This window comes from Arthrobacter sp. B0427-1-12 (genome assembly GCF_059092905.1).
The window spans coordinates 1-13,924 of sequence record NZ_JBNHIC010000013.1 but is presented as its reverse complement, the minus strand read 5'-3'; the positions used below and the strand labels follow the sequence as shown (position 1 = coordinate 13,924).

At 66.2% G+C, this 13,924-nt stretch carries 11 protein-coding genes; 2 read left to right on the top strand and 9 right to left on the bottom strand.

The features are described from left to right. Window positions 1-30: 30 nt before the first annotated feature. From AC5RWU_RS10060 to AC5RWU_RS10050, 3 genes are all read right to left on the bottom strand, one after another. Window positions 31-459: an HIT family protein gene (locus tag AC5RWU_RS10060; RefSeq protein WP_494027901.1), complete on the bottom strand. Its 429-nt coding sequence runs from the start codon at window positions 457-459 to the stop codon at window positions 31-33. A gap of 150 nt (window positions 460-609) precedes the next feature. Continuing rightward, complete coding sequence (locus AC5RWU_RS10055) at window positions 610-1,485, bottom strand: sulfurtransferase (RefSeq protein ID WP_494027902.1); 876 nt, start codon at window positions 1,483-1,485, stop codon at window positions 610-612. Window positions 1,486-1,536: 51 nt separating this feature from the next. Next, window positions 1,537-2,202: an MBL fold metallo-hydrolase gene (locus AC5RWU_RS10050; protein ID WP_494002644.1), complete on the bottom strand. Its 666-nt coding sequence runs from the start codon at window positions 2,200-2,202 to the stop codon at window positions 1,537-1,539. A 132-nt stretch (window positions 2,203-2,334) separates the two neighbouring features. Between AC5RWU_RS10050 and AC5RWU_RS10045 the strand changes: the two genes are divergently transcribed. Beyond that, window positions 2,335-2,775, top strand: coding sequence for a Fur family transcriptional regulator (locus AC5RWU_RS10045; RefSeq protein ID WP_494027903.1), 441 nt, complete (start codon window positions 2,335-2,337; stop codon window positions 2,773-2,775). Here AC5RWU_RS10045 and AC5RWU_RS10040 read toward each other — a convergent pair. The 6 genes from AC5RWU_RS10040 to guaB1 form a co-directional block, all read right to left on the bottom strand. After that, window positions 2,739-3,659, bottom strand: a complete 921-nt coding sequence (locus AC5RWU_RS10040) for a metal ABC transporter permease (RefSeq protein ID WP_494027904.1) — start codon at window positions 3,657-3,659, stop codon at window positions 2,739-2,741. The genes AC5RWU_RS10045 and AC5RWU_RS10040 overlap by 37 nt on opposite strands. Before the next feature lie 2 nt (window positions 3,660-3,661). Then, window positions 3,662-4,459, bottom strand: a complete 798-nt coding sequence (locus AC5RWU_RS10035) for a metal ABC transporter ATP-binding protein (protein ID WP_494027905.1) — start codon at window positions 4,457-4,459, stop codon at window positions 3,662-3,664. A 2-nt stretch (window positions 4,460-4,461) separates the two neighbouring features. After that, window positions 4,462-5,451 (bottom strand): metal ABC transporter solute-binding protein, Zn/Mn family, encoded by a 990-nt coding sequence (locus AC5RWU_RS10030; RefSeq protein WP_494027906.1) that lies wholly within the window; start codon window positions 5,449-5,451, stop codon window positions 4,462-4,464. A gap of 134 nt (window positions 5,452-5,585) precedes the next feature. After that, complete coding sequence (locus AC5RWU_RS10025) at window positions 5,586-6,659, bottom strand: hemolysin family protein (RefSeq protein WP_494028134.1); 1,074 nt, start codon at window positions 6,657-6,659, stop codon at window positions 5,586-5,588. Beyond that, entirely contained in the window at window positions 6,656-8,047 is a 1,392-nt protein-coding gene (locus AC5RWU_RS10020; RefSeq protein WP_494027907.1) for a hemolysin family protein, read from the bottom strand. Before AC5RWU_RS10020 ends, AC5RWU_RS10025 begins: the two co-directional genes overlap by 4 nt. A 225-nt stretch (window positions 8,048-8,272) precedes the next feature. Then, window positions 8,273-9,727, bottom strand: coding sequence for a GMP reductase (guaB1, locus tag AC5RWU_RS10015; RefSeq protein ID WP_494027908.1), 1,455 nt, complete (start codon window positions 9,725-9,727; stop codon window positions 8,273-8,275). A gap of 240 nt (window positions 9,728-9,967) precedes the next feature. On the opposite strand from guaB1, the gene AC5RWU_RS10010 reads away from it, so the two are divergent. Beyond that, the gene (locus AC5RWU_RS10010) at window positions 9,968-13,789 is read left to right on the top strand and encodes a multifunctional oxoglutarate decarboxylase/oxoglutarate dehydrogenase thiamine pyrophosphate-binding subunit/dihydrolipoyllysine-residue succinyltransferase subunit (protein WP_494027909.1); all 3,822 of its coding nucleotides are present in this window, start codon (window positions 9,968-9,970) and stop codon (window positions 13,787-13,789) included. Window positions 13,790-13,924: the final 135 nt, after the last annotated feature.

The window sequence follows — 13,924 nt, the reverse complement described above, 5'->3', positions numbered from 1 at the left end:
CGGCCCCGGAAAACGGTCCGGGCCGGGCAGCTACGCTTCCGGAACGGTCTCCCCATGGCCGGCGGCCCTCAGCGCCCCGCGGATCTTTTCGGCGCTGTCGTCCATGACGGCCGGATCCGGGTTGTTGTCCACCTGCCCGAAATCGAAATCGGCCATTGTGTTGGCCGGGAAGACGTGGATGTGCAGATGATCCACCTCGAAGCCGGCGATCACAAGCCCGGCCCGCTCCGAGCCGAAGGCCTGCTGCTGGGCAGTGCCGATGATCTGGGCGACGCCTGTCAGTTTCGCCAGCAGTTCGGCCGGCGCGTCGGTCCACTTATCGATCTCCTGGCGCGGCACCACCAGGGTGTGTCCGTCCGTGAGCGGACCGATGGACAGGAACGCCACGACATCGTCGTCCTTCCACACAAAGCGGCCGGGGATCTTTCCTTCGATGATCTTGGTGAAGACGGTGCTCACGGTGCTCCTTGGGCTCGGGGGGAAATTAGGGTCGACGGCGCGGGTCTGCACAGGCGGCAGGACCAGCGGCTTTCCGGCCGGCGGGGGCACGGGTCGTCCAAGGCTCATGCCTCGACGCTACCCGGTGGCGTCTTCCGCCGCCAAGCGGCGTTACGGCGCTGGCGGCGCGCTGGCGCCCGGTCCGTCCCCGGCGGGTGTGCTGCCGGTGGCGGCCGGAAGATCTTCGCGGGCGGACCACTGGGACCAGGAGCCGGGAAACAGTGCGGCACGGATGCCGGCCACTTCAAGGGCGGCCACCTCATGGGCCGCCGTCACTCCGGAACCGCAGTAAACCGCGACGTCGGTGTCCTCCCGGATACCCAGGTCACCGAAGCGCCGGCGCAGCTCCGCAGGATCCAGGAAGGTCTGTTCCGGGGACAGGTTGCCGGCGGTGGGCGCACTCAGCGCCCCGGGAATGTGCCCTGCACGCGGATCCACCGGTTCCACCTCGCCGCGGTAGCGCTCGGCGGCCCGGGCATCGAGCAGGATCCCCGCGCCGGCGAACCGCCCGGCATCGTCGAGGTCGATCGTCGGCATCTGCCCTGCCGACAGGTCCACATCCCCGAGCGCCGGCAGTTCATCGCCGCCTTCGACGTCGAATCCGGCCCGGCGCCAGGCTGCCAGGCCTCCGTCCAGCAGACGGACGTCCTCATGCCCGCTGTACCGCAGCAGCCACCAGGCCCGTGCAGCGGCCGTATTGCCGGCGTCGTCGTACACCACCACAGTGTCACCGTTGTTGATGCCCCATTCCCGGGCGGCTTCTTCGAAAGCGTCCGGATCGGGAAGTGGATGCCGGCCCCTGCCGGGGCTGGCCGGGGCGGCGAGCTGTGTTTCCAGGTCCACATAGACGGCGCCGGGAATGTGGGCCGCCAGGTAGTGGTCCCGGCCGTGGGGATCTCCGAGAGCCCAGCGGACATCCAGCAGCACCGTGTGCTGCCCGGAGTCCATCCGCTGCCGCAGTACCTGCACGTCCATCAGAGTCTGCATGCTATTACCCTTCCGCCATATCCGTCCGTCCGCCGGACTGGTTCCTGCAGCTCAGAGCTGGACAGATTCCCCCGGGGCCAGATGCTCGTAGGCAGTGCCGTACAGCCCGCCGATCCGCTTGACGTGACCCTCCACCAGGTTCATGCCGGTCTCGTTGAGCAAGGCGTCATGAATCGGGAACGCCTTGGCGGCGCGGACGGCAATAATGAAGTCGATCACCTCGCCGATTTTGGACCAGGGCGCATGGATCGGCACCAGCAGCGTCTTGGCTTCGAGGCCGTGCGGGACGATGAAGGAGTCCCCTGGGTGGTAGACGTCGTCGTTGATCAGGTACCCAATATTGGCCACCATCGGAATATGCGGATGGATCAGCGCATGCTGGCCGCCGAAGGTGCGGATGTCGAAGCCCGGGACCTCGAAACGGGTCTCCGGCAACGCATCGATGATCCGGGAGCGGACGCTGTCGTCTCCCTGGACCTTGGCGCGCAGGGATTCGGCGACCCCGTGCGGCGCGAACAGCTCCAGCTTCGCGTTGCCGCGCAGGGCCTCCAGCACAGCCGGACCGTCGATGTGGTCCGCATGTTCGTGCGTAATCAGGACGGTGCGGGCCCCGTCCAGTGCTTCGGCCACCTCCGAAAAGGAGCCTGGATCGATCACCAGGGTGTCGTGGCCGCTCTCAAGGCGGACGCAGGCATGCGTGAACTTGGTGAGCTTCATGCGTCCCAGACTACCCCGGGCCGCGCCACATCCGGCCGGGGATAAGGAACGCTGGTAGGCTGGGACACAATCCAAAACCGTCCGCCTGGACCGTCAACCTACCGTCCGCCTGCCAGGGAGAAGTACCGCGGCATGTCCTCCGAAGCCTCCGCCAGGCCACCGTTAGCCGCCCGCCGCGGCTCCGAGCAGCGGATGACCCGGCAACGACTGGCGGTGGGCAACGCACTGGACGCGCTGACCGATTTTGTCAGTACCCAGGAGCTTTACCGCCTGCTCCATGACAAGGGCGAATCAGTCTCCCTGGCCACGGTCTACCGGATCCTGCAGTCGATGGCGGACGACGGCCTGGTCGATGTGCTCCGGAACGGCGAGGGTGAAGCGGTCTACCGGCGCTGCGCAGCGGAGCACCACCATCACCACCTGCTGTGCCGGAACTGCGGCAAGGCAGTGGAAATCGAAGCCCCGGCCGTGGAGAAATGGGCGTCGCGGGTCGCCGAGGAAAACGGTTACACGCAGGTGGCCCACACGGTGGAGATCTACGGCCTCTGCCCGGAGTGTTCCGCCGGCGCCTGAACCTGGAGCCGGTGACCCTGGAGCCGGTGACCGGCGGTGCCGCGCTTCCGCCTCCGGGCCGCGAGCAGGCGGCATGCCGCGTAGATGAGGAAGGAAATCGTCGTCACGTAGGGGCTGATCGGAATCCGGCCGCCGAGCGCCACCAGGATGCCGCCGACGACGGACGTGACCGCGAACAGGACGCTCAGCAGCACCACCAGCCGGGGCGAAGACGTGACCTGCAGCGCCGCGGCCGCAGGGGTGATCAGCAGGGCCAGCACCAGAAGGGCGCCCACTACCTGGATGGACAGCGCCACGGACAGGCCCAGCAGGAGCATGAAGATGATGCTCAGCCCGCGTACCGGGACGCCGCGCGCTTCCGCCAGGTCGGGATCCGCGCTGGCGAACGTCAGCGGACGCCAGATGAGCGCCAGTGCTGCAATGACGACGACAGCGGTCCCCGCCAGCAGATTCAGCTGGACCGTATCGACGGACACGATCTGCCCGGTCAGCAGACCGAACTTGTTGGCCGAACGGCCTTCATACAAGGACAGGAACAGGATGCCCAGCCCCAGGCCGAAGGGCATGATCACACCGATGATCGAATTCCTGTCCCTTGCCCGGATGCCCATGAGTCCAAGGATCAGCGCGGCAACCACGGAGCCCGCCAGGGATCCGAAGACCACGTTGGCACCGATCAGCAGGGCGAATGCGGCGCCGGCAAAGGAAAGCTCAGCGATGCCGTGCACGGCGAAGGCCAGGTCGCGCATCATGACGAAGGTGCCGATGAGCCCGCCGAGGACACCCAGCACTGCGCCGGCGATGATGCTGTTGCGGACCAGTGGGAGCAGCTCTGCGTAGTTGTCGAAGTTGAAGACCGCGTTCAGGAAATCAGTGAAATCCATGCTCAGGACTCCTCCGCATGATGGTGCGTTGTGGCGTCCGGCAGGCCCACGACAATGATCCGGCCTTCGTTGTGGATGACCTCCACATGGCTGCCGTACATATCGGACAGGACCTCGGTTGTCATCACTTCCTGCGGGGTTCCGACCCGGAAACGGCCGCCGGCAAGGTAGAGGACACGGTCGACGTAGTCGATGATCGGGTTGATCTCATGGGTGACGAAAACGACGGCGCTGTTGTTCTCCCGGCACTGGCGGTTCACCAGCGAGCTGACCGCCTGCTGATGGTGCAGGTCCAGTGAGAGCAACGGTTCGTCGCACAGCAGGACTTTCGGATTGTCCGCCAGCGCCTGGGCGGCGCGGAGGCGCTGCTGCTCACCCCCGGAGAGCTGGCCCACCGGGGCCTCGGCGTAGCCGGTGGCTCCGACGAGCTCGAGCAACTCGTCCACTTTCCGGTTGTAGGCCCGGCTGTTCAGCCGCATGCCCCAGCGGTGGCCGTCCAGCCCCATTCCCACCAGGTCCCTGGCGCGCAGCGGAGTCCCCGGCGGAAATGACTTCTGCTGCGGGATATAGCCGATGTCGCGGCTGCCGCGGACCACGGGCCTGTTTCCGACCGCTGCACTGCCGCTGGTCAGAGGCTGCAGGCCCAGCAGCACTTTCAGGAAGCTGGTCTTCCCCGAGCCGTTGGGTCCCAGCACGGCAAAAAACTCCCCGGGATGGATGTCCAGGTCCAGGTCATGCCACAATACCCTGGTGCCGAAGGACAGCGAGGCCTCTTTGAGGCTCACCACGGGCCCGGGCATGCTCACCTGCTGCCCAAGGTGGCGTCGATCGCCTCGACGTTGCCGGTCATCCACTCAATGAATGCCATGCCGTCCGGCAACGTCTCGGTGAAGTTGAGCACGGGCACGCCTGCCTCCTCGGCGATCGCGCGGATCGACTCGGCCTGCGGCCCCTCGGTCTGTTCGTTGTAGGCCAGGAAAGCGATCGACTTCGACCGCACCAGGCCCTGCATCTCCTGCAGGGCCAGAGGCGGAGCATCTGATTCTTCCTCCACCGCCTGGGCGAACTCCGGCGGCGTGGCGTTTTCCAGTCCGGCTGCTTCGAGGAGGTAGCCGGCCACGGGATCGGTGGCTCCCACACTGGTTCCGGCGGCGCGGGCCGCGACCTCGTCCAACCTCGCCTGCAGGCCGTCCAGGCGGGAGGTGAACTGCTCGGCGTTGGCGGCGAAGGTGTCCGCCTGTGCGCTGTCCAGCCTGCCCAGCTTCCCAGCGATGTCATCGGCGATGTCCGACACAGCGGCAAGGTCGTACCAGACATGTTCATTCACGGCATGGTCGTGTCCGGCATGGGCCCCGGCCTCACCTGCCTCGGCCTGGCCTGCCTCGTCGCCGCTATGCTGCGCCTCGATGTCCAGTCCGGCGACCTCGACGGCGGTGACCACGTTGTCATGGTCGATGCCCAGATCGTCGATGAGCACGTGCATGAAGCTGTCATACCCGCCGCCGTTTTCGATTACCAGGTCCGCCTTGGACAGGGCAAGTTTGTCCTGCGCGGTGGCTTCATAGGAGTGCGGGTCCTGGCTGATCCGGCTGATGATCGGAGTCACCTCCACGGCGGCCCCGCCGATGGCGCCGGCGATGTCGCCGTAGATATTGGTCGACGCGACCACCTGGATCCGCCCGTCGCCGCTACCGTCCTGCCCGTCGCTGGCTGCAGGCTGGGCACACGCCGAAAGCACCAAGATCAGTGCGGCAGCACCGGCCGCGGCGGCAGGGAGGCGGAAATGGGGCATGGGTCCTCAATCTGTGGGGTGGAATTCGATGGTTGACGACGGATTACTCTACCGCAAACAGGAATCATTCGCATTACACTCGGGCGGTGAACCTGGTCATGCTGCCGCTCGGAAGCAGGCACCCACGAGCCATGTCAGCTTTCGGTGGCTTCGCCGCCGAGCCGGCGGATGCCTTGTGCCTGAGTGACATCCCGGATCTCCCCGACCAGGAGTTCCAGGACATCCTCCAGGAAGAGCACGCCCTTCGTGACGCCGTTGGCACCGATGACGCGGCCGAGGTGGGAGCCGGTCCGCTGCATGACGGCCAGCGCATCCTCGATCTCATCGTCCAGCCGCAGGTTCGCCAGCGTCCGCACCTTGCCCTCGGGTATTGGCTGCGAGTACTGCTCCTGGGAGATCGTCATGACGTCCTTCAGGTGCAGGTAGCCGGTCAGGTTGTCCTGCTCGTCGGCCAGCACGAAGCGCGAAAATCCGGTCCGGCCCACCGCCCGCTCGAACTGCTCCGGCGTCGTACCCGTGCCCAGCGTGACCAGTTGCTCCCGTGGCACCATGGTGCCGCCGGCGGTGTACTCGGAGAATTCCAGCGCCCCGGAGATCAGGCCCGTCTCGTCCGTCACCAGGCCGTGCCTGGTCGACTCTGCCACGATCGACTGGACCTGCTCGAGCGTGTAGGTGGAAGTGACCTCGTCCTTGGGCTCGATCTTCATGGCCCGCAGAATGTGGTTGGCGCTCCAGTTCAGGCTCACGATGACCGGCTTGACCAGCCTGGCAACCCACACAAGCGGCGCGGCCAGCAGCAGCGCGGCCTTGTCCGCGGCCGAAACGGAGATGTTCTTCGGCACCATCTCGCCGAGCGTCACATGCAGGAACGTCACTATCAGCAGTGCCAGGACGAAGGCCGCCGTGTCGGCTGCCTCGTGGGGCACGCCCACTGACTCGAGCGGAATCGCCAGCAGATGGTGGATCGCCGGCTCCGAGACATTGAGGATCAGGATGGAGCAGACGGTGATGCCCAGCTGGGCGCACGCGAGCATGAGCGACACATGTTCCATCGCCCACAGCGCGGTCTTCGCGCGCTTGGATCCAGTTTCCGCCAGCGGTTCGATCTGGCTGCGCCGTGCGCCCATCACAGCAAACTCCGCGCCGACGAAGAACGCGTTGCCCAGCAGCAGGATAACCAGCCAGAAAATTCCGCTGAGGTCCATCAGCGCGCACCTCCCCCGGCGCCCATGCCCGCAGGCGGGCCGTCGACGGCACCCGGCCTGCCGCCGTCGTCCGGCTGCCCGGCGTCCCCGGATTGCTGCTCCTGCGGGATGAAGCGCACGCGGTCCACCCGGCGGCCCTCCATGCGTTCGACTTCCAGGAGCCCGCCGTGCACCTGTACCCGGTCCCCCACCTCGGCGATCCGGCCTAGTTCGGCCATGATGAATCCGCCTACGGTCTCGTAGCTGGACTCGTCCGGAACGGCCAGCAGGGGAATCTGTTCGGTCACCTCGTCGGGGCGCATGAGGCCCGGGAAATACCAGTTGCCTTCGGCGCTTTGCAGGACGCCGGGCTTGACCCGGTCGTGTTCATCGGAAACCTCCCCGACAATCTCCTCCACCAGGTCTTCCAGCGTGGCGACGCCGGCGGTGCCGCCGTATTCATCAAGCACGACGGCGAGTTGCAGGTTCGCGTCCCGCAGTTCCGTCAGCAGGGAATCCAGATGCACTGTCTCGGGCACCCGGAGCACCTCGCTCATGATCGTGGCGGCCGCCAGTTCAGCGCGCTTGGCCCGCGGCACGGCGACGGCCTTCTTGACGTGCACCACGCCGCGGATGTCGTCCGGAGAATCGCCGATGACGGGAAAACGCGAATAGCCGGTCCGCCGGGCCGCATCGATGACTTCCTCGAGCGACTGGTCCGATTCGATGGTCTCCAGCCGGATGCGCGGCGTCATCACATCGGCGGCCGTACGCTCGGAGAACCGGAGGGTGCGGGAGACAAAGTTGGCGGTACCGGCGTCGAGCGTGCCCATTTCCGCCGACCGCCGCACCAGCGAGGACAGCTCGGCCGGAGTCCGCGCGCCGGAGATTTCCTCCTTGGCTTCAAGGCCGAACAGGTGCAGGATGCGGTTCGAGAATCCGTTGAGCAGCAGGATGACCGGCTTGAACACGGCGGTGAAGACCAGCTGCGGACGTGCCAGCGCCTTGCCGACCGCCATCGGCATGGCGATCGACATGTTCTTGGGAACCAGTTCGCCGATCAGCATCGACAACAGGGTGGCCAACACCATGGCCGCCACCAGGGAGACGGACGAGGCCACCGCTTCCGGCAGCCCCAGCTGCCGCATCGGACCCTGCAGCAGCCGGCCGACCGAAGGCTCCATGACATAGCCGGTCAGCAGGGTTGTCATGGTGATGCCCAGCTGGCAGCTGGACAACTGGGTGGACAGGCTCTTCAGGCACCGCAGCAGCGGTTCGGCGGCCTTGTCGCCGTCGTCGACGGCCCGCTGCACTGTGGGCGGATCCAGTGCGACCAGCGAGAACTCCACGGCAACGAAGAAGCCGGTCCCCAGAATGAGCAGCAGTCCGAAAACGAGGAACAGCCATTCCATTCAGCTGTTCACCGTCCCCGCCGCAGCCGGTGCCGTTCCCGGCGGAGGGTGGTCAGCGCCGCTGGGCATCGCGGCGCCGGAAGTACGATGGGCACGTGTTCGGGGCTTGCCGGCGAGGCGGGCGGATGTGGTGCGGACCGTCGGCCGCCGCCGGCACCTGGATTTACTGTCCATAGGCTCACTATTTTACAGGAGCGCCGCGGTCCGCCCCCGCCCGGGTGGGTCCTACCAGCCCTGCGGCAGCGGACGGCCTTCCTCATAGCCGGCCGCCGACTGCACGCCGACGATGGCCCGTTCACGGAATTCGGCCAGATCGGCCGCGCCGGCATAGGTCATGGAACTGCGCAGCCCGGAAGTGATCAGGTCGATCAGGTCCTCGACACCCGGACGAGCCGGATCCAGGTACATCTTCGACGTCGAAATCCCTTCCTCGAACAGACCTTTGCGTGCCCGGTCGAAGGCCCCTTCGGTCTGGGTCCGGTACTGCACCGCACGGGCGGAGGCCATGCCGAAGCTCTCCTTGTAGTGGCGCCCCGCACTGTCCGTGTGCAGATCCCCGGGGCTTTCGTAGGTGCCGGCGAACCAGGAACCGATCATCACCTGGCTGGCCCCGGCGGCGAGCGCCAGCGCCACGTCCCGCGGATAGCGCACGCCGCCGTCGGCCCAGACGCTGGCGCCCAGTTCCCGTGCTGCCTGGGCGCATTCATGCACCGCCGAGAACTGCGGCCGCCCGACCGCCGTCATCATCCGGGTGGTGCACATGGCCCCGGGACCGACTCCGACCTTAATGATGTCCGCGCCTGCCTCTATCAGGTCCCGGACACCTTCGGCGCTGACGACATTGCCCGCCACGATCGGCACCCGAGGCTCCAGCGAGCGCACGGCTTTGAGGGCTTCGATCATCTTCCGCTGATGTCCGTGGGCGGTGTCAACGACCAGGACGTCGATGCCGGCTTCCAGCAGCGCGGCTGCCCTGGCAGCAACGTCGCCATTGATTCCGACGGCGGCCGCCACCTTCAGGCTTCCCTGGCCGTCCAGTGCCGGACGGTAGATCGTGGAGCGCAGGACCCCGGAGCGGGTGAGCACGCCTTCGAGCAGTCCGTTCCGGAGCACCGGCGCATAGTGGGTTCCGGCTGCGTCCAGCCGGGCGAAAGCGGTTTGCAGCGCACCCTGGAGGTCGCCGCCGTCGAATTGGCCGGCATCGAGCGTCAGCGGATCGGCGTGCATCACCGAGCCGAGCGAAGCAAAGTGGTCCACGCCTTCGCAGTCGGCAGGCCGGACGACGCCGATGCAATGGCCGGCGGGGTCCACGATCGTCACGGCACCGTGGGCGCGCTTATACATCAGGTGCATGGCGTCGATGACGGTATCCTCCGCCAGCAGCTTCAGCGGCGTTTCATAGAGCGGGTGGCGGGCCTTGACCCACTGCGCGACCTCCCGGAGGACCTCCAGCGGCACGTCCTGCGGCAGGACCGCCAGACCGCCGCGGCGGGCCACGGTCTCCACCATGCGCCTGCCGGTCACGGCCGTCATGTTCGCCACCACCAGCGGAATCGTCGTGCCGGTGCCGTCGTCGCTGGCCAGGTCGACGTCGAGCCGGGAAACGACATCGGAATTAGTGGGCACAAGGAACACATCAGCATACGTCAGGTCCGTCGTTGGCTCGTTGATGAAGCGCATTTAATGCTCCTGGCGGTTGGCTGCATGGGGAGTCTACGCAGCCAATATGGACGCAGTGTGGCGTGTGACGCAATTTAGCCGCGAAGATTGGCTACCGGCGTGGATGTATCACTAGACTGGCAAAAGGTCTAAATAGATGTATAGGCCGCACCCGCATCCCCGGCGGCAGCGCCGTATCCAGCGGCGTTCGGGCAAGGTGCACCAGGGCAATCGGCAACTCATGGAAGAGGCGTATAACAAGTGCCAGAGCAACCCACCCACCGTCTACCCGACGAATTCGGCGGCAATGAATGGCTCGTCGACGAGCTGTACGAGCAGTTCCTGCGGGACAAGAACTCCGTCGACAAGAAGTGGTGGAGCATTTTCGAATCCTACGGCGCCGACGCCGGCACCCCCGCGAACAACCGGCAGACCGCAGAAGCTGCAGCGCAGCAGCGCGGCGCCGGTCCTGTAACCCGGCAGCTGCCGGTCGTCCGGACGGAAACCACCACGCCGGAAGCATCCGGTGAGTCCACTGGCACCGCAGCACCGGCAAAGAAGCCGGTACCGTCGGAACAGCAGCCGGCCGAAGCCAAGGCGGCGGAACCGAAGGCCGCCGCCAAGCCGTCGCCGGTCACACAGCCGACCGCGCAGGCCATTCCGGCGCAGCTGCCCAAGTCCGCGCCGAGCACCGCTGCCGCGGAAGAGGACAAGGTCACGGTGCTGCGTGGACCCGCCAAGGCGATCGCGACCAACATGGATGCCAGCCTCACGGTTCCTACCGCCACCACTGTCCGGGCGGTCCCGGCCAAGCTGCTGATCGACAACCGGGTGGTCATCAACAACCACCTGGCCCGGGCCCGCGGAGGCAAGGTCTCCTTCACGCACCTGATCGGCTACGCCGTCATCCGTGCCGCGTCCCAGTTCCCGTCCCAGAACGTGTACTACGACGAGGTGGACGGCAAGCCGGTTGCCGTCCAGCCGGCACACGTGAACTTCGGCCTGGCCATCGACATGCCCAAGCCTGACGGCACCCGCCTGCTGGTGGTGCCGAACGTCAAGAAGGCAGAAACCCTGAACTTCTCGGAGTTCTGGCATGCCTACGAAGACCTGGTCAAGAAGGCCCGTGCCGGCAAGCTCAGTGCGGACGACTACGCCGGTACCACGATCTCGCTGACCAACCCCGGCGGCATCGGCACCAACCACTCCGTGCCGCGGCTGTCCAAGGGCCAGGCCTGCATCATCGGCGTCGGCGCACTCGAGTACCCTGCCCCGTTCCAGGGCGCCAGCGAAAAGACGCTGGCCCTGCAGGCCATCAGCAAGATCATTACGCTGACGTCCACCTACGACCACCGGGTCATCCAGGGTGCCGGGTCCGGCGAATTCCTGAAGCTTGTCCACCAGCTGCTGCTGGGCGAGCAGGGCTTCTACGACGAAATCTTCGAATCGCTGCGGATCCCCTACGAGCCGGTCCGCTGGGCGGTCGACAACCAGATCGATCCGAGCTCCGAGATCAACAAGATCGCACGGATCCAGCAGCTGATCCATGCCTACCGTGTGCGCGGCCACCTGATGGCGGACACCAACCCGCTGGAATACGTCCAGCGCAAGCACGCCGACCTGGACATCAAGACCTACGGCCTGACGCTGTGGGACCTGGAGCGCGAGTGGCCGACCGGCGGCTTCGGCGGCAAGCCCACCCTCAAGCTGCGCGACACCCTGGGCGTGCTGCGTGACGCCTACTGCCGCACCACCGGCTTCGAATACATGCACATCCAGGACCCGGAGGAACGGCAGTGGTTCCAGGAACAGCTGGAACACCCGTATTCCAAGCCCACCCGCGAAGAGCAGCTGCGCGTTCTCAGCAAGCTGAATGCGGCTGAGGCCTTCGAGACCTTCCTGCAGACCAAGTTCGTGGGCCAGAAGCGCTTCAGCCTGGAAGGCGGCGAGTCACTGATCCCGCTGCTGGACACGGTCATTTCCGATGCCGCGGACCACGGCCTGGACGAGGTAGCGATCGGCATGGCCCACCGCGGCCGCCTGAACGTGCTGACCAACATCGCGGGAAAGACCTACGCGCAGGTCTTCCGCGAGTTCGAGGGCACCCAGGATCCCCGCAGTGTCCAGGGCTCCGGCGACGTGAAGTACCACCTCGGAACCGAAGGCACCTTCACCTCGGACAACGGCAATGAGACCAAGGTCTACCTGGCCGCCAACCCCTCCCACCTCGAGGCCGTGGACTCCGTGCTTGAAGGCATCGTCCGCGCCAAGCAGGACCGCCTCGACCAAGGTGACAGCTTCCCCGTGCTGCCGATCCTGGTCCACGGCGACGCTGCCTTCGCCGGGCAGGGCGTTGTCGCCGAGACACTGAACCTGTCCCAGCTGCGCGGCTACCGCACGGGCGGCACCATCCACGTGGTCGTCAACAACCAGGTTGGCTTCACCACTTCGCCGCATGCCTCCCGCTCCTCCGTGTACTCAACCGACGTCGCCAAGATGGTCCAGGCACCGATCTTCCACGTCAACGGCGATGACCCGGAGGCCGTGGTCCGCGTGGCACAGCTGGCCTTCCAGTACCGCCAGCGGTTCAACAAGGACGTCGTCATCGACATGGTCTGCTACCGCCGCCGGGGCCACAACGAGGGCGACGATCCCTCGATGACCCAGCCGATGATGTACAACCTGATCGAGGCCAAGCGTTCCGTCCGCAAGCTGTACACCGAAGCCCTCGTGGGCCGCGGTGACATCAGCCAGGAGGAAGCGGACCAGGCGCTGCGCGACTACCAGGAACGGCTGGAGCGCGTTTTCGCCGAAACCCACGCCGCCCAGACGTCACCGATCCCGATCGTTACGAAGGACTCCGCGGCCATCTCCGACCTCGAACGCCCCATGGCCCAGCAGGCGGACAGCGGCGTTGGAGTTCCGTCCAGCACCGCCATCGCCGCCCAGACCCTGGCACACATCGGCAAGGCGCATGTCAGCATCCCGGAAGGCTTCACCGTCCATCCCAAGCTCAAGGCACTGCTGGAGAAGCGCGAACTGATGTCGCGTGAAGGCGGCATCGACTGGGGCTTCGGCGAGATCGCAGCCTTCGGCTCGCTGCTGATGGAGGGTGTCCCGGTCCGGCTCGCCGGCCAGGACTCCCGCCGCGGCACCTTTGTCCAGCGGCACGCGGTCTTCCATGACCGTGCCACCGGGGACGAGTGGATGCCGTTGTCCGAGCTGGCGGAGGACCAGGCGAAGCTGTGGATTTACGATTCCCTGCTCTCCGAATACGCGGCCATGGGCTTCGAATACGGCTACTCGGTGGAGCGTCCGGATGCCCTGGTCCTGTGGGAAGCGCAGTTCGGTGACTTCGCCAACGGCGCGCAGACAGTCGTGGACGAATTCATTTCCTCCGCCGAGCAGAAGTGGGGCCAGCGCTCCTCGCTGGTGTTGCTGCTGCCGCACGGTTACGAGGGCCAGGGTCCCGACCACTCCTCAGCGCGCATTGAACGCTATCTGCAGATGTGCGCCGAAGAGAACATGATTGTTGCCAACCCGACCACGCCGGCGTCGCACTTCCACCTGCTTCGTCGCCAGGCCTACAGCCGTCCGCGCAAGCCGCTGATCGTCTTCACACCGAAGCAGCTGCTGCGGCTGAAGGCGGCGGCCTCCGCCGTCGAGGACTTCACCCAGGGCACATTCCAGACCGTCATTCCCGACACTCAGGAGCTCAATGCCAGCGAGGTGGAGCGCGTGCTGCTGGTTTCGGGGCGTCTCTACTACGACCTGCTGGCCGCCCGCCAGAAGACCGGAGATACCCGCACTGCGCTGGTCCGCGTCGAGCAGCTGTACCCGCTGCCGGTGGAGGAAATCAGGTCCGCGGTGGCCAAGTACCCGAATGCGGAGATCGTCTGGGCACAGGATGAGCCGGCCAACCAGGGTCCGTGGCCGTTCATCGGCCTGAACCTGCCGGAACACCTCGACCGCGGGCTGCGCCTGGTTTCGCGTCCGGCATCGGCCGCCACGTCTACCGGTTCGGCCAAGCGCCATGCCGTCGAGCAGGACATCCTGATCAAGAATGCCTTCGGCCGCCGGTAAGTAAACTGTCGGGTGGGGGGGTTCGGCGGCCCCCCCCAATGGTTCGTCCGAGCTCTCCCACGAGAGGGAACGAAAGACATGGAGAAAGAGAAACAAGGTCAAAACCGAAGGAGGGGCGGAGGGAACGCAGGGGGA